This is a genomic window from Ruegeria sp. AN11, assembly GCF_056536005.1.
In genome coordinates this window covers 33,277-53,604 of record NZ_JBQFJD010000001.1, presented here as the reverse complement: position 1 = coordinate 53,604, position 20,328 = coordinate 33,277, and the positions used below count along the sequence as shown (strand labels likewise).

Below are 20,328 nucleotides of genomic sequence, written 5' to 3'. Positions count from 1 at the left end.
GACCCACCTCTTGTCCGACGGCCTAGTTCGAGGTCAGCGTTATAGCAGCGCGCGCCTCAGGCTCAAGCCGGGGTCTGAGGCCCAGCAAAGGTGCGACCCGGCCGATCAGTTCGGCAGCCACCGGGACGGCCGTCCAGCCTGCCGTGCGGCGTTTTTCGCCATAGGCCACGATCGACGGTTCATCGAGCGTGACGATCAGAACGTATTTCGGGTCGTAGGCCGGGAAGATCGTCGCAAAGGTGGCGATGACCTTGTCGTCATAGTAGCCTCCGCGCGGTTTTGGCTTGTCGGCGGTGCCGGTTTTGCCCGCAACATCATAGCCTGCAACTTCACCAAAGCTGGCGGTCCCGTCCGTCACGACCTTGCGCAACATCTTCTGGGCCTGCTGCGCCGCATTTGGCGACAGCACACGGGGCCCGTATTGCGGACCGTTCTTTCGCAGGATCGTGGGGCTGACATAGTGGCCGCCATTGGCGATCGACGCATACCCGGCCGCCAGATGCATGGGGCTGGTCGACAGACCGTGACCATATGAGATGGTCACTGTGCTCAATTCGCCCCATTTCTTGGGCTTCAGGGGCGCGCCACCTGCGGCCTCGACAATTTCGAACGGGGTGGGTTCGAACATGCCCAGCGATTCAAGGAAATCCTGTTGTCGCTGTGCGCCAATTTGCAGGGCCAGACGCCCGGTGCCCCGGTTCGAACTGTGGACGATCACGTCCGCCACGCTGATCTTGCCGTAGTTCTTGCCGTTGAATTCACCAATCGGAAAGCGCCCGATCTTCATCGGCCCCGAGGTGTCGATGATGGTGTTCGAATTCACCAGCCCAAGCTGGACCGCCTGCGCGGCGGTGAAAATCTTGAAGACCGATCCCAGTTCGTAGACACCCTGAACATAACGGTTGAACAGCGGGCTGTCCGAGGGATCAAACCCCGAAGTCGGCGGGCGCGGACGGTCGTTGGGGTCAAAGGATGGCAGGGAGGCCGCCGAAATCACCTCACCCGTGTGGGCATTCATCAGGACAGCCGAAGCACCTTTGGCATTCATGATCTTCATGCCGCCGTAAAGCACCTGTTCGACCGCGGCCTGAACGGTCAGGTCCAGCGACAGTTGCAGCGGCTTGTTTCCGTTGGCCGGATCGCGCAGATAGTCGTCAAACTGTTTTTCAACACCGGCAACGCCAATCACCTCAGCCGCGCTGACGCCTTCGCGACCAAACCCCGACCCACCGAGGATATGCGCGGCCAGCCTGCCGTTCGGATACAGCCGCATCTCGCGCGGGCCGAACAGGATGCCGGGGTCGCCGATGTCGTGCACCGCCTGCTTTTGCTCGGGCGAGATACGTTTCTTGATCCACAGAAACTTGCGGTTGCCAGTGAAATCCTTGACCAGACGATCCTTGTCGAGATCGGGGAAGATGGCCACAAGCTGATCGGCGGCGGCAACCGGGTCGATCATCAGCGGCGGCTGTGCATAGACCGAATACGTGTCCAGATTGGTCGCCAGAATGCGCCCGTCGCGGTCGACAATATTGGCGCGCTGCATGGCGATGGCCGCACCGGGGGCGCTGGCCAGTGGCTCCTGCGCTTCGGACGTGGCAAGCATTCCCATCCGCACGCCAACGACCGAAAAAGCGCAAAAGAAGAACAGCCCCAGCACCAGAAGACGCCCTTCGGCACGGGCGCGGGCGCGGTCTTTCATGCCCTCGTGACGTTGGCGAATGTTCTCGCGCTCGATGGCCTTGGGGTTTTCGCCCCGGGCGCGGGCGTCAAGGATGCGCGCCAGTGGGCGCAGAGGCGTGCGGGTCATGGAAACTGTACCTCGCCCAGCGCCTGAATGCTTGTGATGGCCTGCAGTTCGATCGGATCAACGATCGGCAGGTCGGGGTCTTCGGCATAGGCAATCTGGTCGGCGCGCCCGAACTGCTCGGCCCGCAGCGGCAGCAGACCAAGCCGTTCAAAGTTCAAATCCGCCAGTTCGCGCAGCCGGTCGGGTCGGTTCAGATAGGCCCATTCGGCGTTCAGCACGGCCAGCCGAACCTGCGCCATGCCAATTTCACGTTGCAGACCCTGCGTTTCCTTCAGCACCTGCTGGGTGCGGTAATTCTCCTGATAGGCCCACAACGCCAGTCCGAACACGGACAGAGCAGTCAACACATACAGAACACTCTTCATCTTGCCCTTCCCCCCAGTTGCGGCATGCCGATTGCACGGGCGTCAATTTCCCCTGCAGGCGCCTCGGTTCGTACAGCCACACGCAGCTTGGCCGAGCGCGCGCGCGGGTTTTCCAGCAATTCCTGATCATCCGGGCCGACGGCTTTACGGGTTTTCAGGGTGAATTGCGGCTGTTCCTGTTCCATCTCGGGCGCATAGCGATTGGCGCGGCCCGTTTTCCCTGCGCGCGCCTGGAAGAACCGCTTGACCATCCGGTCTTCGATGGAATGGAACGTCACAACGGCCAGTTGCCCGCCCGGTTTCAGCGCGCGTTCGGCGGCCATGAGGCCCTGAAACAATTCCTCGTATTCGGCGTTCACGGCAATGCGCAGCCCCTGAAAGCTGCGGGTCGCCGGGTGCGACTGCCCCGGTTTCGGGCGCGGCAGGCAGGATTCGATGATTTCAACCAGACGCAGGGTCGTTGTGATCGAAGCATCCGTCCGCGCCCGTGCAATCGCTTTGGCGATGCGGCGGCTGGCGCGTTCTTCGCCATAGTGAAACAGGATGTCGGCCAGTTGCGCCTCGGTTGCGGTATTCACCAGATCGGCTGCGCTTTCGCCATCCTGACTCATCCGCATGTCCAGTGGACCGTCCTTCATGAACGAAAATCCACGCTCGGCCTGATCCAGCTGCATGGACGAAACACCAAGATCCAGCACGACACCGTCCAGATCCTGAGCGTATTCATCCAGTTGCGAGAAAACGCCGGGCTGCATCACCAGTCGGTCGCCGTAGTCACCTGCCCATCCGGCTGCCATCTCAAAAGCCAGAGGATCGCGATCGACACCGATAACCTTGTCGGCGCCAGCCTCGAGCAGCGCACGCGTGTACCCGCCCGCACCAAAGGTTCCGTCCAGCCAAACGCCCGAGACGGGCGCAACGGCGGCCAGCAAAGGACGCAGCAAAACGGGGATATGGGGTTTGTCGGAAGGGGACCCGGCGCCGGCCATGCCGTTACGCGTCCCCGACGCCGTCTAGGAACTCCAGAGGATCAAAGTCCTCGGGCTGATCGTCCAGCCAGTCTTCGGCCGCGGCCAGTTCTTCGGTCTCGTAGGTTTCGGGCTTCCAAATCTGGAACGTGTCGCCAGCGGCGATAAAGAAGGCCTCATTCCCAAGCCCGATCTTGTTGCGCAGCTTGGCCGGCAGGACCAGACGCCCGGTTTCGTCGACCGTTGTCGGGAAGGACTGGCCATGGAACATACGCTGCAGCATCTTGCGCTGCATCGACCCGCGCGGCAGTGCATTAATCTTTTCGTCGACCTCGTCGATCGCCTGCATTGTATAACATTCAAGGAACTTGCGGCGGTGATCCCCGTAGACAATCACCAGTTCGGGGGTATCTCCAGGTTGCCAGTTGGGGTCCGAAGCCTCTAGCACACGGCGAAACGAGGCCGGGATCGAAACCCTGCCCTTCGTATCCACCTTGTGGTGGCTTTCACCTCTGAACCTGCGCGCCAAGACGACTGTCCCTTTCGCTTGCGCCCCACTTGATCTTTACGTTCCCCCCTGATGAAAAACGGCGGGTTGATCTGCTGCCACTGATCAACCCGCCGCATTCGCCCGCTGTGCGGGGATGTCCAGCTGCGCGCGCCACCTGGGGGGATGTCTGCTCGCCCGCGCGCCGGATCTGTTAAGTGATGAAAGCGAGATGCCTGTATGAAACCTGATTGTTTTTGGTCGGGGTCGTTTGGTGCCCCATCTGCCTCGTCCTCATCGGATGTATTAGGGATGACATGGGAAATCATGGAAATCAACAATTTTTTTGGGCACTGACGTATTCCGGACGCAATCCACGCGCGAAAAATCAACATAAACTTCACCAGTAGATACCATAAATAGACACTCTCGGTCGACTACACACAACATATCCACGGAATTTGCTCAGCCAAATTGTCCCATGATTTCCCAGAAAATTTGAAATTCTCCTACTTCGGTTGGTGAAAAATCGGTATTTTGCCGAACACCGCCTCGAATCAACCGTGTCGGATGGCGCAATTACCCCACACACATCGCAAGAACACCGGCAGCCCATGAATTCCCATCCGGAATGCAAGGGCCCCTTAACATGTGAATGTGCATGTGCCGAACGATCGGCCTGGACACCATTTCCATTCCTCCATCACGCCCATGCGCCGGACAGCTTCACCCAAAAGCACACCCGCCGAAGCCCCAAAGGTGACCCTACGGCACCCGCTACCCCTGGGCGCGACTGCCCCAACAATTTGATATCTATGCATTTGCTGCATAGCGGCATTGACAACGCCCGCTATTGTGCATCTGCAGCATTTGCCTATTTTCATCCTCAAGCAAACGCCGGAAAACTTCGGCAAACGATCAAGTCAGAGGCATTGAAAATGGCAGTCGCAACCAACCACTCCGCGCTTGGCAATGCACCGGCAACCGGGCTGGTGGCACTGTTTGAAGCAGTAAAAACACGTTTTGTTCGCTATCGCCTGTACCGCCAGACACTCAACGAGCTGTCAGGCCTTTCGAACCGCGAACTGGCCGATCTGGGCCTGCAACGCTCGATGATCCGTCAACTGGCCCTGCAGGCCGCTGCGGATTACACCGCGCAGTAAGCGCACAACAGTTTAACGAGATCAGGTCCGTCCTCCTCCCTTTGGACCTGCATTTCGGCGGCGGCATCTCTCCTCCTCCCTGATGCTGCCGCCCCAAATACCGGCCCTGACAGCCGGGACATGACACATCGGGGCTCTCCTCCTCCCTACCCCGATGTTGAAAGCACGCGGCGACACTTATTCTCCTCCCTTGTGTCGCCGCGTCTTCCTCATACCGGGATCAGACCCGGGTTCGGATACATCGGGGCCTTCCTCCTCCCTGCCTCGATGTTGAAAAGAACGGCGGTTCCCCTTCCTCCTCCCTGGGAACCGCCGTTTTTTGTTTGTGCTTGTGTGTGTAAGGTGAAGCCGGAACCGAAGTTTCAGGAGTTTCCAATGGCTGCATATTTCATCGCCCAGATCACAATTCACGACCCAGACGGATACCAGAAATACCTTGAAGGGTTCATGCCGGTCTTTGACAGGCACGGAGGTCGCCTTCTGACAGTATCATCCAAACCAGTGGACGTGATCGAGGGCACCTGGGCTGAGGAAGGGATAGTCCTTATGGAGTTTCCGTCGATCGAAGCCGCAAAGGCATGGAAAGACGATCCCGACTATGTCGCACTGGCGAAAATCCGGCACAAGACCGCGACGGCAAACATGGTTCTGGTCGAAGGCCTTTAAAACGGAACGTCATCCTTGGCGGACAGAAAGCGCGAGACAACCTTCTTCATGCCCGCCTTGTCAAAATCGACCTCGACCTTGTCCCCTTCGATACCGATCACTGCGCCATAGCCGAATTTCTGGTGGAATACCCGTTCGCCCAGCGTGAAACTGGCCACCGCGGTCGCATCGATGACGGTGTTGCGGCTTTCGCGCGGTTGCGACATGCCATACTGACCCTGCCGCGCCTGCATCCGTTTCCAGCCGGGTGAGTTGTAGACGTTTGCTTCGGCGGCGCGGGTTTCGATCCCGGCCGTGGTCTGACCGCCACCGTAGAGACCCGGAGGCGTCAGAACCTCCACATGATCTTCGGGCAATTCATCGATAAATCGGGACGGCATCGAATTCTGCCACTGACCAAAAACGCGCCTGTTGGCGGCAAAGGATATCGTGCAGACCTCCTCCGCGCGGGTGATGCCGACATAGGCCAGCCGCCGTTCCTCCTCGAGACCCTTGAGGCCAGCTTCGTCCATCGACCGCTGCGAGGGGAACAACCCGTCCTCCCACCCCGGCAGGAAAACGGCGGGAAATTCCAGACCTTTGGCGGCATGCAGGGTCATGATCGACACTTTCGCGCCATCCGATTCCTGCTCGTTATCCATCACCAGACTGACATGTTCCAGAAAGCCCTGCAGGTTTTCAAAATTGTCCAGCTGGTTGACCAGTTCCTTGAGGTTTTCCAACCGCCCCGGGGAATCTGGATTCTTGTCGTTCTGCCAGTGCGCCGTATAGCCGGATTCGTCGAGGATAATCTGCGCCAGTTCGATATGAGTATGTTCCGGTTCGCCAAAGCGCGTGGGAGCGGTGCCATCATCAATGACTGAATCGTCGTCAACCTCGATCCTTGGACCCCGGGTCATTGCGTTCCAGCGGGCCAGCCCATCGACAAGCTGGCGCAAGGCCGTGCCGCCCTTGCCTTTGATCAGCCCTTGTTCGACCGCGACCCGCGCGCCTTCGACCAAAGAGACGCCATTCTGTCGGGCGGTCGCCTGAATCGTCTGCTGCGCCTTGTCGCCGAGGCCACGTTTGGGCGTATTTACGATCCGCTCGAACGCCAAATCGTCTTCGGGGCTGATGACCAGCCGGAAATAGGCCATGGCATCGCGGATCTCCATCCGCTCATAGAATCGCGGACCGCCGATGACCTTGTAGGGCAATCCAATGGTCAGGAACCGGTCCTCGAAGGCACGCATCTGGTGGCTGGCGCGCACGAGAATGGCGATTTCATCAAGGTTCATCGGCCGCACGCCACGGGTGCCGCCCTGCATCGCATCGATTTCCTCGCCAATCCAGCGCGCTTCTTCTTCGCCATCCCAGTGGCCAATCAGCCGGACCTTTTCGCCGTCCTGCTCATCGGTCCAAAGCTCTTTGCCCAGGCGATTTTCATTGCCGCGAATAACATTCGACGCGGCGGCGAGGATATGCGGGGTCGAGCGGTAGTTCTGTTCAAGCCGGACGACATAGGCGCCGGGGAAGTCTTTCTCGAACCGCAGAATGTTGCCCACCTCGGCCCCGCGCCAGCCATAGATCGACTGGTCATCATCGCCCACGCAACAGATGTTCTTGTGACCGCCCGCCAGCAACCGCAGCCACAGGTACTGGGCGATGTTGGTGTCCTGATACTCGTCCACCAGAATGTAACGGAACCACCGCTGGTATTGTTCCAGCACATCCGCATGTGTCTGAAAGATCGTGACCATGTGCAAAAGCAGATCACCGAAATCCACCGCGTTCAGCTCGCTCAGACGGGTCTGGTACTGGGCGTAAAGGTCGACGCCCTTGTTATTATAGGCTCCGGCATCAGCAGCAGGTATCTTGTCGGGTGTCAGTGCACGGTTTTTCCAGTCATCGATGATTCCCGCCAGCATCCGCGCAGGCCAGCGCTTGTCATCAATATTGGCCGCCTGAACCAGTTGCTTGAGCAGGCGCAACTGGTCGTCGCTGTCCAGAATCGTGAAGTTCGATTTCAGCCCCGCAAGTTCGGCGTGGCGTCGCAGCAGCTTGACGCAAATCGAATGGAACGTGCCAAGCCACGGCATCCCTTCGGCGGGCTGGCCGAGAAGGCGGCCGACACGCTCTTTCATTTCACGCGCAGCCTTGTTGGTGAATGTCACCGACAAGATCTCGTTGGGACGCGCGCGACCGGTATTCAGCAGGTGCGCGATCCGGGTCGTGAGAGCCTTGGTCTTGCCGGTCCCTGCCCCGGCCAGCATCAGAACCGGACCGTCAAGCCGTTCAACTGCATCGCGCTGCGCCGGGTTGAGATCATCCAAATAAGGCACGGCACGCGCGGTCATTGCCTTTTGGGACAGCGATGCGCCCTCGAAGGCGTCCATTTCGTCAAAACTGCTCATGCCCCCAAACTACGCCGGATGCGGCCCGAGGGAAAGGGTTTGTTCACGGCTTGTTCACAAAGAAATCGCAGAAGATAATATACTGGATTCCAGATTAAACCTTTGTGTACATCCGGCGATCTTACCTTTCTGCAAAAGTTTGTTTCTGATGACCGGTCCATTGCTGTGGGAGAGCAGCTGATGAAGCAGGCGACATGGGCGGTGCGAAGTTCGCGGCTGAAAATGGTAGGCGTTACGCTGATGCTGATCGCCCTATCGGCGGCAGCCGGTTGGGGAATTAACGCCGTACCCGCGCGCGAAGGATGTCCAGCTCACCTTCAATACCACTGTCGAAGATAATTGGCAGGTCCGTCGATGCCTTGACCCGCGCAGAAAAAGTACGGCAGGCGGTTGAATTCGTTGCGGTCAGATATAGTGAAAAATCCCTGCCCCGCATTGCGACTTCGGTGGGGGTCGCCCATTACCCGGCGCATGGAACCATGCCACAAGATCTTCTGCGCGCAGCGGATGACACCCTCTATACAACCTAGGACCGGGCCCGAAATCAGGTGCAGATTGCCAACTCCGCGTCCTGCGGCGCAGACATCGGGGACAGCCGGGTTCGAAACAAGGGGGCCAAAATCAAACCGTCTTCCTCGACAGCCGCTTGAAAAACTTGCCGAATCGCGCGGCAAATCGGATCAATCCTCATGGACCTGCACAGCACATATCCCGGCATTGCCGATTTGAAACGCCTTGCGCGGCGTCGGTTGCCCCGCTTTGTCTGGGAATTTGTGGAAAGTGGCACCGGCGCTGAAACCCTGATCCGGCGCAACCGCGAAGCGCTTGACCGGGTTACACTGACCCCGTCGATCCTGCATGGCGAACTGGAGTTCGACACAGGAAAGAAGCTGCTGGATCACGATTGCGCCCTGCCGTTCGGTATCGCACCCATTGGAATGTCGGGGTTAGTCTGGCCGGATGCCGAAGGCATTCTGGCCCGCGCTGCGGCCACGGCCAACATTCCCTACACCTTGTCTACGGTCGCCAGCCAGATGCCCGAAGATCTGGCCGGCCACATCGGCGAAAACGCCTGGTTTCAATTGTATCCGCCACGGGATCCCGACATCCGCACCGATATGCTGGCCCGCGCGCGCGATGCGGGATTCCGGACGCTGGTGCTGACTGCGGATGTACCGGTTGCATCTCGGCGCGAACGGCAGGTGCGGTCCGGGTTGACACATCCGCCAAGGCTGACGCCGCGCCTGCTGGCGCAGATTTCGCGATGCCCGGCCTGGGCCATGGGGATGCTGCGTAAGGGACCACCCAGAATGCGCACGCTCGAGAAGTATTCGGACAGTAGCCTCAACCTCCCTCCTACGGCACATATCGGGTATCTTCTGAGAACGTCGCCGGACATGGAGTACGTATCCTGGCTGCGCGACAACTGGGATGGTGCATTTGTCGTCAAAGGCGTCCTGCGGCCGGAAGATGCCGTTTCGCTGCAAAAGGCGGGCGTTGACGCCATATGGGTGTCGAATCACGGTGGCCGTCAGTTTGACGGCGCGCCCGCCAGTATCGATGCGCTACCGGCCATACGCGCAGCGACGGACCTGCCGATTATCTTTGACAGTGGTATTGAAGGTGGGCTGGATATCCTTCGTGCGCTGGCCCTTGGCGCGGATTTTGTCATGCTGGGGCGCGGGTTTCTCTTTGGTCTGGCGGCGTTAGGCGAACGCGGCCCCGCTCATGTCATCGACATCCTGCGGCAGGATCTGAAGGCCAATATGGGCCAGTTGGGCCTCGCAAGTTTACAAAATGTGACATCTGCAATCACAAATATTGATGCTGCATCGCAGCATGTGTAAGTAGATTGCGCCAACAGGCGGCGTTTGCGAGCGATAACATGCCGGTTCTACCCAGAACGACTGATATACGTGCGCGTATTGTCCGCCTATGAACACGGCCACACCATAAAGACCGGGACCTGACATGACCGACTTCAAAAAGATCCTGATCGCCAATCGCGGCGAGATTGCTATTCGCGTGATGCGCGCGGCCAACGAGATGGGCAAACGCACCGTTGCCGTCTTTGCCGAGGAGGACAAGCTTGGCCTGCATCGCTTTAAAGCGGATGAGGCATATCGCATTGGCGAGGGGATGGGGCCGGTTGCCGCTTATCTGAGCATAGACGAGATCATCCGTGTCGCCAAAGAATGCGGAGCGGATGCGATCCATCCGGGCTATGGCCTGCTATCGGAGAACCCGGACTTCGTGGATGCCTGCGTCCAGAACGGCATCACTTTCATCGGTCCCAAGGCCGAGACCATGCGCGCGCTTGGCGACAAGGCCAGTGCCCGTCGTGTCGCCATCGAGGCAGGAGTTCCGGTGATCCCGGCGACCGAGGTTTTGGGCGATGACATGGACGCGATCCGCAAGGAAGCCGCCGAGATCGGCTATCCGCTGATGCTCAAGGCGTCCTGGGGCGGCGGCGGGCGCGGTATGCGCCCGATCGAGTCCGAGGACGAACTGGAAGAGAAAGTCCTGGAAGGTCGTCGCGAAGCCGAAGCCGCATTCGGCAATGGCGAGGGCTATCTGGAAAAGATGATCACCCGCGCCCGGCATGTCGAAGTGCAGATTCTGGGCGACAAGCATGGCGAGATCTACCATCTCTACGAACGCGACTGTTCTGTCCAGCGCCGGAACCAGAAGGTCGTGGAACGCGCCCCCGCCCCTTACCTGAGCGAGGAGCAGCGTGCCGAAATCTGTGAGCTGGGCTGCAAGATCTGTGCCCATGTGAACTATGAATGCGCGGGCACGGTCGAATTCCTGATGGATATGGAAACCGGCAAGTTCTACTTCATCGAGGTCAACCCGCGCGTTCAGGTGGAACACACCGTCACCGAGGAAGTTACCGGCATCGACATCGTACAAGCCCAGATTCTGATCGCCGAGGGCAAGACGCTGGCCGAGGCGACCGGGGCCGCCAGCCAGTCGGACGTTCAACTGAACGGCCACGCCCTGCAAACCCGGATCACCACCGAGGACCCGCAGAATAACTTCATCCCCGATTATGGCCGCATCACCGCCTATCGCTCGGCCACGGGTATGGGCATCCGTCTGGACGGCGGCACGGCCTATGCGGGCGGCGTGATCACGCGGTACTACGACTCGCTGCTGACCAAGGTGACCGCTTGGGCACCAACGCCGGACAAGGCGATCCATCGGATGGACCGCGCGCTGCGTGAATTCCGCATCCGCGGCGTCAGCACCAATATCGACTTTGTCATCAACCTGCTGAAGCACCCGACCTTCCTGTCGAACGAATACACCACCAAGTTCATCGACACGACGCCAGACCTGTTCCAGTTCAAACGCCGTCGGGATCGGGGCACCAAGGTTCTGACCTATATCGCGGACATTACCGTGAACGGGCACCCCGAGACCAAGGATCGTCCCGAACCGCGCGCCGATCTGAAAGAGGCCAGGCCCCCTGCCCTGAAGGGTGAGCCCAAAATGGGCACCCGCAACCTGCTGGAGCAGAAGGGCCCGCAGGCCGTGGCCGACTGGATGAAGGCGCAGCGGCAGTTGCTGATCACCGACACCACCATGCGCGACGGCCACCAATCCCTGCTGGCGACCCGGATGCGGTCAATCGACATGATCAAGGTGGCACCGACCTATGCGGCGAACCTGCCGCAACTGTTCAGTGTTGAATGCTGGGGCGGCGCGACCTTTGACGTGGCCTATCGCTTTCTTCAGGAATGCCCGTGGCAGCGTCTGCGTGACCTGCGCGAGGCGATGCCGAACCTGATGACACAGATGCTTCTGCGCGGCGCGAACGGTGTTGGCTATACCAACTACCCCGACAACGTGGTGCAGGAGTTCGTGCGTCAGGCCTCGAAGAATATCGACGTCTTCCGCGTATTCGACTCGCTGAACTGGGTCGAGAACATGCGCGTGGCCATGGATGCGGTGGTTGAAAACGGCAAGATCTGTGAAGGCACCGTCTGCTATACCGGTGACATTCTGGACCCCGATCGCGCCAAGTATGACCTGAAATACTATGTCGGCATGGCGAAAGAGCTGCGCGACGCAGGTGCGCATATTCTGGGTCTGAAGGACATGGCAGGCCTGCTGAAACCGGCCTCGGCCAAAATCCTGATCCGCGCGCTGAAGGAAGAGGTCGGTTTGCCGATCCACTTCCACACGCACGACACCGCCGGTATCGCCAGCGCCACGATTCTGGCCGCGTCCGAGGCGGGCGTGGACGCGGTGGATTGCGCGATGGACAGCTTCAGCGGCAACACCAGCCAGGCGACGCTGGGCACCGTTGTCGAGGCGCTGCGCCATACCGAGCGTGACACCGGACTGGATATCAAGGCCATCCGCGAGATCAGCGATTACTTCGAAGCCGTTCGCGGCCAGTACGCGGCCTTTGAATCCAGCCTGCAGGCCCCTGCATCGGAAGTGTACCTGCACGAGATGCCCGGCGGCCAGTTCACCAACCTCAAGGCGCAGGCGCGTTCGCTTGGGCTGGAGGAACGCTGGCACGAGGTGGCGCAGATGTATGCCGACGTGAACCAGATGTTTGGGGACATCGTTAAGGTGACGCCGTCCTCCAAGGTGGTCGGTGACATGGCGCTGATGATGGTCAGCCAGGGGCTGACCCGCGCCGACGTGGAAAGCCCCGAAACTGATGTGGCCTTCCCGGATTCTGTCGTCGACATGATGCGCGGCAATCTGGGTCAGCCTCCGGGCGGGTTCCCCGATACGATCATCAAGAAGGTCCTCAAGGACGAAGCGCCCAACACCCAGCGCCCCGGCAAGGACGTTCCCGCCGTTGATCTTGAGGCTACCCGCGCCGAACTGTCGAAGCAACTGGAAGGCAAGGAGGTCGATGACGAGGATCTGAACGGATACCTCATGTATCCCAAGGTCTTCCTGGACTACATGGGCCGCCACCGGGTTTACGGCCCGGTCCGGACCCTGCCAACGCGCACCTTCTTCTACGGCATGGAGCCGGGCGAAGAAATCACGGCCGAAATCGATCCGGGCAAAACGCTTGAAATCCGCTGTCAGGCGATTGGTGAAACCGATGAAAAGGGCGAGGTCAAAGTTTTCTTTGAACTCAATGGTCAGCCCCGTGTCATCCGGGTGCCGAACCGTCTGGTAACTTCGACCACGCAGGCCCGGCCCAAGGCCGAGGCCGGCAACCCCAACCATATCGGCGCGCCGATGCCGGGTGTTGTCGCGACCGTTTCAGTCACCGCCGGTCAGGAGGTCAAGGAAGGCGACCTGCTGCTGACCATCGAAGCGATGAAGATGGAAACCGGCATCCATGCCGAACGCGATGCGGTGGTCAAAGCGGTTCACATTCAGCCCGGCGGCCAGATTGACGCAAAGGACCTTTTGGTCGAACTGGAATAAGCCGACAAACAGGTTAATGTCAGCCGGGCCGCGCAGGATACTGCGCGGCCCTTTTTCATGCCCCTGCGGAGCCACGCCATGCTGACCATTACCCCGATCTACGCCGCGCTGATTGCCCTCCTGTTTCTCGCGCTCAGCCTTAACGTCATCCGGCAGCGGTTTATGGGGCAAATCTCGGTCGGCGACGGCGGAAACAAGGCGCTGATCAAGGCCATCCGCACGCATTCCAACTGCGTCGAATACGCGCCGTTCACGCTGTTGCTGATCGCCATGGCCGAAATTCAAGGTGCGGGGGGCGTTCTGGTCAACCTGATGGGTTTGGCGATTCTGTCCGGACGATTGCTGCATGCCTACGGATTCGGGCGTACACCTCAGATCGTGATTCTGCGCCGGACGGGAATGTTGCTGACATTTGCCGCCATTCTGGTCGCTGCGGTCACCAACCTCGTGCTGGCACTTTAGGATCAGCCGGCCAGCACCTTGACTTCAACCGGGCATGCAGGCTGCCATATCTGTTGGGCGGTCTGCCCTTTGTCGCCACCGGCCTGCGCCACGATGCCCGCCATGAACATCGAAACAACCAGCACCGAGAGTTTCAGGGTTTCTTTCGGGTTCATCTGTCACCTCCGCCGTTCTTTCCTGACGTGTTCAGACAGTTGAACGGATGGGGTCCGGATTTCCGTCGCCAGAAAAGAAATTTTGCGGAAGATGCGTTTTTCCTCTTGCAGCTTTGCGCCAGAATTTATACTTCACGCCTCACTCAACGGCGCGGGCGTAGCTCAGGGGTAGAGCATAACCTTGCCAAGGTTAGGGTCGGGCGTTCGAATCGCCTCGCCCGCTCCATTGAGAGGTCTTTGGACCACATATGTATCTGATGCGGGCGTAGCTCAGGGGTAGAGCATAACCTTGCCAAGGTTAGGGTCGGGCGTTCGAATCGCCTCGCCCGCTCCAGATACCAACCTCCCTTAAATTTCTGGTTCTTTGTTATCTGCTGCGGCATTCTCGGGTCGCACGCAATCACGACGGAGATGCGCCATGCCAGAATACGTAATTCGCGCTCTGACAGCGGATGAGGTCCAGACGGCTGTTGATTGGGCCGCCCGCGAAGGTTGGAACCCCGGCCTTCACGACGCGGTGTGTTTCCGCAGCTCCGATCCCGAAGGGTTCAAGGGCGGATTTCTGGATGGCAAGATGATCGCGTCGGCCTCGGCGGTGAATTACGACGACACCTATTCGTTCCTGGGCTTTTACATCGTCCTGCCCGAATATCGCGGATCGGGCTACGGGATGCAGGTTGCCGAGGCCGTCAAGGCGCATTGCGAACATCGGAACATGGGCATGGACGGGGTCGTCGAACAGCAGGACAATTACCGGAAGTTCGGGTTCGAGCTGGCTTATGACAACTACCGCTTTTCGGGCACAGCGGGTGAAATCCTCAACGCCCTGGGCCGTTCCGGCCACGGTCAGGTTTCACTGATCGACACACTTACGGATGAGCTGAAGTCTTATGATCGGGGCCTGTTCCCTGCCCCGCGCGACACGTTCCTGCAGGCCTGGCTGGATGCACCCAACCATACCTCGCGGGTGTTTGAGGCAGGCGGCCGGATCAGAGGCTATGCAACGCTGCGCCGATGTTTGGCCGGGTACAAGGTCGGGCCATTGTTTGCGGACACACCCGAGATCGCGCAGGCGCTTTTGGTGTCGCTGCTGATGACGCTTCCGGCTGACCGGATGAATGCCGAGGTCTTTATCGACATGCCCAACCCCAACACGCAGGCGATGGCGATGGCGCAACAACTGGGATTGACCAAAGTGTTCGAAACCGGCCGCATGTATTCCAGCCACGCGCCGGAAATTGATCTGCACCGTATCTATGGGATCACGACGTTCGAGCTGGGGTAACGTTCAGAACGCCTTGAACGTCATCGTGGTCAGGGATCGTTCGATATTGGGAATCACCAGCAGGTTTTCGTTGATGAAGTGCCCTACATCCTCGGTTTCGGGGATATAGAGTTTCAGCAGCAGGTCGTATTCGCCGCTGGTCGAGTAAAGCTCGGAATGGATTTCGCGCAGGGCGATTTCTTCGGCGACCTTGTACGTGGAACCGGGTTTGCAGCGGATCTGGATGAAAACGCAGGTGGACATGGGGTTGACCCTGTTTGTTGAGTTGCGCGCAGGCTGGCATGGGCCGCGCCCGGGCGCAATCCCCTGCAACAGTTTCGCGCGCATGTGATGCTTGGTCTGGATATGCCCGGCGATCCCCGTCTATAAGCGCGCTTGTATCAAAAGGAATTCGCCCATGCGCAGCGCAAAGATCAGCCGTCAGACCGCCGAGACCGAGATCACGGTTGAGGTCAATCTGGACGGCACCGGCCAGTATGAAAATCAGACCGGCGTTGGCTTCTTCGATCACATGCTGGACCAACTGGCGCGCCATTCGCTTATCGACATGACGATCCGCGCCAAGGGCGATTATCACATCGACGATCACCACACGGTCGAGGACACAGGCATCGCACTGGGTCAGGCGCTGACGCAGGCATTGGACGACAAGAAGGGTATCCGCCGCTATGGCGAGTGCCACCTGCCGATGGATGACGCTCAGGTGCGCTGTGCGCTGGATCTGTCGGGCCGTCCGTTCCTGATCTGGAACGTGGATTTGCCGACACCCAAGATCGGGACCTTCGACACCGAACTGGTGCGCGAGTTCTTTCAGGCGCTCAGCACCCATGGTGGTATCACCCTGCATATAGATCAGTTACACGGCTTCAACAGCCACCATATCGCCGAGGCGGCCTTCAAGGCGGTTGCCCGTGCCCTTCGGCTGGCGGTTGAGACCGACCCGCGCAAGGCCGATGCGATTCCGTCGACCAAAGGCGCATTGTAGATGCTGACTGCCATCATCGACTACGAAAGCGGCAATCTGCATTCCGCTGAAAAGGCGTTTCAGCGCATGGCACGTGAACTGGATGCGGGTGAGGTCGTCGTGACCTCGGACGCAGATGTTGTCGCGCGGGCTGATCGGCTGGTTCTGCCCGGCGATGGTGCGTTTCCAGCCTGTGCGGCCGAACTGCGCGGCCATAAGGGTATCTATGACGCGATGGTCGAAGCGGTCGAACAAAAGGGCCGCCCTTTTCTGGGTATCTGCGTCGGTATGCAGCTGATGGCCTCGAAAGGCCATGAATACCGTGAAACCGATGGTTTGGATTGGATCGCGGGCGACGTGGTTCGGATCGAGCCGTCAGACCATGCGTTGAAAGTACCACATATGGGCTGGAACGATCTGGTTCTGGAAAGCAGACACCCGGTGTTTGAAGGGGTGAAATCAGGTGATCACGCCTATTTCGTGCACTCCTACCATTTCCGCGTGACGGACCCGGCGCAGAGGTTAGCCTATGTGGATTACGGCCAAGAGGTCACGGCCGTGATTGGCCGTGACACGATGGTCGGGATGCAGTTCCACCCTGAGAAAAGTCAGGATGTCGGCCTGCGTATGATCGGAAATTTCCTGACCTGGGCTCCGTGACGGCCTATTGCACGCGTGTCCAGGTTTGCCCACGGCAGATCAGGCCACCGGCAACGCAACCTTTCACGGTCAGTTGGTTCTGGCTGTCCAGCGTCATTTTCGAGTTGTAGGTCTTGTCGCGGTCCGGCGCCCAGATCTTGCCGTTGTCATAGGCCCCGCCACCTTCCGGAACCATGTCCCAGATAATCTGTTTGCCCAAATTCTCGTAGTCCAGCTGCTCATCGCCGTTGGCGTCAAACGCCGTGTCGATGGTGCCGCAGACGGCACTGCCGCACGATCCGATGGAAACATGCAGATACCCGCCGGTGTCACCGGGCTGGGTCTTCCAGATGCCATCAACCGGATCGGCCGCATAAGCGCTGCTTGCCAAGGCGGCAAACCCTGCGGCCAGAACGAATTTCTTCATGATATCCTCCCTGTTTTGCAGGCAGTCTGGCGCGCCGGTCGCCATCGGGCAAGATTGACTTTGCGTCGCGTTGCATCCCCTGCCCTGTGTGTGCGATATCCCGCGCGGATAACATTGATATAGGGCCGCCCGACATGATCCTCTACCCCGCCATCGACCTAAAAGACGGCCAGGCCGTGCGCCTGCTGCGCGGTGAAATGGACAAGGCCACGGTGTTCAACGAAGACCCTGCCGCGCAAGCCCGCGCCTTCGTCGAAGCGGGTTGCGAGTGGCTGCATCTGGTCGATCTGAATGGCGCCTTTGCAGGGGAACCCGTCAATGCCGCTCCGGTCGAGGCGATTTTGAAAGCCTGTGATGTGCCCGCCCAACTGGGTGGCGGCATCCGTGACATGGCAACAATCGAAACATGGCTCGACAAGGGGCTCGCGCGCGTCATTCTGGGCACTGTCGCCGTCGAGAACCCCGATCTGGTGCGTCAAGCGGCACAAGAGTTCCCCGGCCATGTAGCCGTCGGTATTGACGCACGCAATGGCATGGTCGCCACCAAGGGCTGGGCCGAAGAAACCGATGTGCAGGTCACGGATCTGGCCCGAAGCTTCGAGGATGCGGGTGTTGCCGCGATCATCTACACCGACATCAACCGCGACGGAGCGATGCAGGGCCCCAATATCGAGGCCACTGCGGCACTGGCCCGCGCCGTGTCGATCCCGGTCATCGCATCGGGCGGAGTTAGCTCGCTGGACGACCTGATCGCCTTGCGTGATTGCGGGGTCGAACTTAACGGCGCAATCTCCGGCCGGGCGCTTTATGACGGCGCGATCGATCTGAACGAGGCCATTCGCGCCCTGAGCTGACTACTGGGCGGCGACCGATGTAAGCTTGGCCAGCGCCCCGCGCATCTTCTCGATGACCGGGGATTTCTCGACCGCATCTAGTTCGTCCATGGTCTCTTTCGGGTCTTCATAGGCCAGCCAGACCTGCCCGTTCTCGTCCTCGTAGGCCTGCACTTTTAGCGGCAGAAACAGACCTGCGCGCGGGTCGGCCTGCATGGCAGGTGTGCCCAGCGCTGGATTGCCGAAGATCAGCACCTGATTTGCCGGGATGGTCATGCCCACCCTCTCGGCGCCCGCTGCGTGATCGACACGCGCAAAGACCGTGGCACCCGCGTTGCCAACTGCGGCCTCGAGCGCGTCCATCGCCTCGGACACGGATTTGGCTGTCTCTACTTTGATGATATCGTCAGCCATCGCGGCGACAGCTCCTGTGAATATGAATGTGGTCGTCAAAAAGAGGTTACGCATCTCATTGATCTCCGGATGAAATAAGGACCAGTTTTCACAGGTTCGAGAGATGTGGCAATCACAAGTCTGGCATCGGCGGGGCTTTGCCGGTAGAGGTGCGCCAACAAAGGACATGCCATGCTCAAAACACGGATAATTCCCTGCCTTGATGTTGCCGATGGCCGCGTGGTTAAGGGTGTCAATTTCGTCGGCTTGCGCGACGCGGGCGACCCGGTGGAATCAGCCAAGGCCTATGATGCCGCCGGCGCGGACGAAATCTGCTTTCTGGATATTCACGCCACCCATGAAAACCGGGGCACCATGTTCGATGTGGTGCAGCGCACGGCGGAACAGTGTTTTGTTCCGCTGACGGTGGGCGGTGGTGTCCGCACCAGGGAAGATGTCCGCGCGCTGCTGCTGGCAGGTGCCGACAAGGTCAGTTTCAACTCGGCCGCCGTGGCGAACCCGGATGTTGTGGCCGAGGCCGCCGATCAGTTCGGCAGCCAGTGCATCGTGGTCGCTATCGATGCCAAAACCGTCAGCCCCGGCAAGTGGGAGATCTTTACCCACGGGGGACGCAAACCAACCGGCATTGACGCGGTCGAGTTTGCAAGAACCGTGGTCGCCAAGGGCGCGGGGGAAATCCTGCTGACTTCGATGGATCGTGACGGCACCAAATCCGGGTTCAACCTGCCCCTGACCCGCGCGATCTCGGACGCGGTGGATGTACCGGTGATCGCATCGGGCGGGGTCGGAAATCTGGATCATCTGGTCGAAGGCGTGACCGAAGGCGGTGCCAGCGCGGTATTGGCGGCTTCGATCTTCCATTTCGGAGAATACACCATCCGCGAGGCCAAGGAACACATGGCCGCCGCAGGCATCCCGATGAGGCTGACATGAGTATTCTGCACGAACTGGCCGCAACCATCGAAGCGCGCAAGGGAACCGACCCCGAGTTGAGCTGGACCGCCAAACTGCTTGCCAAGGGCCCAGAAAAGTGTGCCGAGAAGTTCGGCGAAGAAGCCGTCGAGGCCATCATCGAAGCCATCAAGGGTGATCGCGCCGGGCTGACGTCCGAGGCGGCTGATGTGCTGTATCACCTGCTGGTGATGCTGGCCGCCCGTGATGTGGCGCTGGATGACGTTCTGAACGAGCTTGCCCAGCGTCAGGGCATCGGCGGCATTGCCGAAAAAGCGGCGCGTCCCAAGGGCTAAGCGTGGGTTTCGTGCGCTGCTCCTGCCCGCTATAGTGCTGTGTCAGGGTGCCACGGATCAGGGAACGCGCGCGATGATCAGAGCATTGGTTTTTGTGGCGACGCTTGCCATCCTGGCGGCCTGTTCTGCGCCGCCCCGTTCCACCGGGGACGAGGTTCAACGGCTGGCAGCGAAAATCCAAAGCCTCGGACCCGATATCGACCCCGCAGAAGCGCAGCGCGCGGCGCGGGTCGCCTACAGCTACACCGCGCAGTTGGTCGAGGAATATGAGATCACCGACCCGCCGCTGATCCATAACGCAAAGGTCAATAAGGGCCTGCGTCCGCGCGGATTGTGCTGGCACTGGGCCGAAGACATTGAACGGCGCCTAAAACAGGAAGAGTTCGAAACACTGACCCTGCACCGCGCCATCGCCAATGCCGACAATCCGTTCCGAATCGACCACTCGACCGCCATTATCAGCCGACGGGGAGAAACCATGTACGAAGGGATCGTACTGGACCCGTGGCGGTATGGTGGAGTGCTGTACTGGGGACCTTTGGTCGAGGACACACGTTACGAGTGGGTTCCGCGCGATCAGGTTCTGGAAAAGCGGCGACTGGAACAGGTTGCCCGGCTGAAAACGGCAGGCGGCGGCTGAC

General features: G+C 59.7%; 22 protein-coding genes and 2 tRNA genes. 15 read left to right on the top strand and 9 right to left on the bottom strand.

Translation table 11 applies throughout. The annotated features are described in order from the left end of the window. Window positions 1-22: 22 nt before the first annotated feature. Genes ACR3EQ_RS00335 through mraZ form a run of 4 tightly spaced genes read right to left on the bottom strand, consistent with a single transcriptional unit; the run spans window position 23 to window position 3,672 of the window. On the bottom strand, window positions 23-1,810 hold the full coding sequence (locus ACR3EQ_RS00335) for a peptidoglycan D,D-transpeptidase FtsI family protein (RefSeq protein ID WP_170817076.1): 1,788 nt from the start codon (window positions 1,808-1,810) through the stop codon (window positions 23-25). Continuing rightward, window positions 1,807-2,175 (bottom strand): cell division protein FtsL, encoded by a 369-nt coding sequence (gene ftsL / locus ACR3EQ_RS00330; RefSeq protein WP_170615212.1) that lies wholly within the window; start codon window positions 2,173-2,175, stop codon window positions 1,807-1,809. The genes ACR3EQ_RS00335 and ftsL overlap by 4 nt, the downstream gene beginning before the upstream one ends. Then, on the bottom strand, window positions 2,172-3,164 hold the full coding sequence (rsmH, locus tag ACR3EQ_RS00325; RefSeq protein WP_170615210.1) for a 16S rRNA (cytosine(1402)-N(4))-methyltransferase RsmH: 993 nt from the start codon (window positions 3,162-3,164) through the stop codon (window positions 2,172-2,174). The genes ftsL and rsmH overlap by 4 nt, the downstream gene beginning before the upstream one ends. Window positions 3,165-3,168: 4 nt before the next feature. After that, window positions 3,169-3,672, bottom strand: coding sequence for a division/cell wall cluster transcriptional repressor MraZ (gene mraZ, locus ACR3EQ_RS00320; protein WP_170615208.1), 504 nt, complete (start codon window positions 3,670-3,672; stop codon window positions 3,169-3,171). A gap of 896 nt (window positions 3,673-4,568) precedes the next feature. Between mraZ and ACR3EQ_RS00315 the strand changes: the two genes are divergently transcribed. After that, window positions 4,569-4,793, top strand: coding sequence for a DUF1127 domain-containing protein (locus ACR3EQ_RS00315; protein WP_170615206.1), 225 nt, complete (start codon window positions 4,569-4,571; stop codon window positions 4,791-4,793). A gap of 375 nt (window positions 4,794-5,168) precedes the next feature. Further along, complete coding sequence (locus ACR3EQ_RS00310; protein ID WP_170615204.1) at window positions 5,169-5,459, top strand: DUF1330 domain-containing protein; 291 nt, start codon at window positions 5,169-5,171, stop codon at window positions 5,457-5,459. On the opposite strand, the gene ACR3EQ_RS00305 is transcribed toward ACR3EQ_RS00310, so the two are convergent. After that, window positions 5,456-7,852, bottom strand: a complete 2,397-nt coding sequence (locus ACR3EQ_RS00305) for a UvrD-helicase domain-containing protein (protein ID WP_170615202.1) — start codon at window positions 7,850-7,852, stop codon at window positions 5,456-5,458. The genes ACR3EQ_RS00310 and ACR3EQ_RS00305 overlap by 4 nt on opposite strands. 302 nt (window positions 7,853-8,154) lie before the next feature. On the opposite strand from ACR3EQ_RS00305, the gene ACR3EQ_RS00300 reads away from it, so the two are divergent. The 4 genes from ACR3EQ_RS00300 to ACR3EQ_RS00285 all read left to right on the top strand — a co-directional run bounded on the left by ACR3EQ_RS00300 (window position 8,155) and on the right by ACR3EQ_RS00285 (window position 13,723). Continuing rightward, on the top strand, window positions 8,155-8,382 hold the full coding sequence (locus tag ACR3EQ_RS00300) for a diguanylate cyclase domain-containing protein (protein ID WP_170615200.1): 228 nt from the start codon (window positions 8,155-8,157) through the stop codon (window positions 8,380-8,382). A gap of 159 nt (window positions 8,383-8,541) precedes the next feature. Then, on the top strand, window positions 8,542-9,699 hold the full coding sequence (locus tag ACR3EQ_RS00295) for an alpha-hydroxy acid oxidase (RefSeq protein WP_170615198.1): 1,158 nt from the start codon (window positions 8,542-8,544) through the stop codon (window positions 9,697-9,699). A gap of 124 nt (window positions 9,700-9,823) precedes the next feature. After that, on the top strand, window positions 9,824-13,261 hold the full coding sequence (locus tag ACR3EQ_RS00290; protein WP_170615196.1) for a pyruvate carboxylase: 3,438 nt from the start codon (window positions 9,824-9,826) through the stop codon (window positions 13,259-13,261). 78 nt (window positions 13,262-13,339) lie between these two features. Then, entirely contained in the window at window positions 13,340-13,723 is a 384-nt protein-coding gene (locus tag ACR3EQ_RS00285; protein ID WP_170615194.1) for an MAPEG family protein, read from the top strand. Window positions 13,724-13,725: 2 nt separating this feature from the next. On the opposite strand, the gene ACR3EQ_RS00280 is transcribed toward ACR3EQ_RS00285, so the two are convergent. Continuing rightward, the gene (locus ACR3EQ_RS00280) at window positions 13,726-13,878 is read right to left on the bottom strand and encodes a hypothetical protein (protein ID WP_170615191.1); all 153 of its coding nucleotides are present in this window, start codon (window positions 13,876-13,878) and stop codon (window positions 13,726-13,728) included. Between the two features lie 151 nt (window positions 13,879-14,029). On the opposite strand from ACR3EQ_RS00280, the gene ACR3EQ_RS00275 reads away from it, so the two are divergent. From ACR3EQ_RS00275 to ACR3EQ_RS00265, 3 genes are all read left to right on the top strand, one after another. Then, a tRNA-Gly gene (locus ACR3EQ_RS00275) sits at window positions 14,030-14,104 on the top strand. Window positions 14,105-14,137: 33 nt separating this feature from the next. Then, window positions 14,138-14,212: transfer RNA gene (locus tag ACR3EQ_RS00270), tRNA-Gly, on the top strand. Between the two features lie 84 nt (window positions 14,213-14,296). Further along, a complete protein-coding gene (locus ACR3EQ_RS00265; RefSeq protein WP_170677974.1) occupies window positions 14,297-15,163 on the top strand; it encodes a GNAT family N-acetyltransferase in 867 nt (288 codons plus the stop codon). Window positions 15,164-15,166: 3 nt separating this feature from the next. On the opposite strand, the gene ACR3EQ_RS00260 is transcribed toward ACR3EQ_RS00265, so the two are convergent. Beyond that, window positions 15,167-15,406 carry an Lrp/AsnC ligand binding domain-containing protein gene (locus tag ACR3EQ_RS00260; protein ID WP_170615187.1) on the bottom strand — a complete coding sequence of 80 codons (240 nt, stop codon included), beginning with the start codon at window positions 15,404-15,406 and terminating at the stop codon, window positions 15,167-15,169. Between the two features lie 154 nt (window positions 15,407-15,560). Here ACR3EQ_RS00260 and hisB point away from each other — a divergent pair, with 154 nt between their 5' ends. Together hisB and hisH are read left to right on the top strand one after the other, a co-directional pair. Then, the gene (gene hisB, locus ACR3EQ_RS00255; RefSeq protein ID WP_170619696.1) at window positions 15,561-16,148 is read left to right on the top strand and encodes an imidazoleglycerol-phosphate dehydratase HisB; all 588 of its coding nucleotides are present in this window, start codon (window positions 15,561-15,563) and stop codon (window positions 16,146-16,148) included. Then, window positions 16,149-16,787, top strand: coding sequence for an imidazole glycerol phosphate synthase subunit HisH (gene hisH, locus ACR3EQ_RS00250; RefSeq protein WP_170817077.1), 639 nt, complete (start codon window positions 16,149-16,151; stop codon window positions 16,785-16,787). 4 nt (window positions 16,788-16,791) lie between these two features. Here the strand turns inward: hisH and ACR3EQ_RS00245 are convergent, their stop codons facing one another. Continuing rightward, entirely contained in the window at window positions 16,792-17,193 is a 402-nt protein-coding gene (locus ACR3EQ_RS00245) for a DUF2147 domain-containing protein (protein WP_170615181.1), read from the bottom strand. Window positions 17,194-17,327: 134 nt separating this feature from the next. Between ACR3EQ_RS00245 and hisA the strand changes: the two genes are divergently transcribed. Beyond that, the gene (hisA, locus tag ACR3EQ_RS00240; RefSeq protein WP_170615179.1) at window positions 17,328-18,047 is read left to right on the top strand and encodes a 1-(5-phosphoribosyl)-5-[(5-phosphoribosylamino)methylideneamino]imidazole-4-carboxamide isomerase; all 720 of its coding nucleotides are present in this window, start codon (window positions 17,328-17,330) and stop codon (window positions 18,045-18,047) included. Here hisA and ACR3EQ_RS00235 read toward each other — a convergent pair whose 3' ends face one another. Further along, window positions 18,048-18,440, bottom strand: a complete 393-nt coding sequence (locus ACR3EQ_RS00235; protein WP_170615444.1) for a DUF302 domain-containing protein — start codon at window positions 18,438-18,440, stop codon at window positions 18,048-18,050. It lies immediately after the preceding gene. Between the two features lie 171 nt (window positions 18,441-18,611). Between ACR3EQ_RS00235 and hisF the strand changes: the two genes are divergently transcribed. The 3 genes from hisF to ACR3EQ_RS00220 all read left to right on the top strand — a co-directional run bounded on the left by hisF (window position 18,612) and on the right by ACR3EQ_RS00220 (window position 20,327). Next, entirely contained in the window at window positions 18,612-19,373 is a 762-nt protein-coding gene (gene hisF, locus ACR3EQ_RS00230; RefSeq protein ID WP_170615177.1) for an imidazole glycerol phosphate synthase subunit HisF, read from the top strand. Beyond that, window positions 19,370-19,687 (top strand): phosphoribosyl-ATP diphosphatase, encoded by a 318-nt coding sequence (locus ACR3EQ_RS00225; RefSeq protein ID WP_480489544.1) that lies wholly within the window; start codon window positions 19,370-19,372, stop codon window positions 19,685-19,687. The genes hisF and ACR3EQ_RS00225 overlap by 4 nt, the downstream gene beginning before the upstream one ends. Before the next feature lie 73 nt (window positions 19,688-19,760). Then, on the top strand, window positions 19,761-20,327 hold the full coding sequence (locus ACR3EQ_RS00220; protein WP_170615173.1) for a hypothetical protein: 567 nt from the start codon (window positions 19,761-19,763) through the stop codon (window positions 20,325-20,327). Window position 20,328 lies beyond the last annotated feature (1 nt).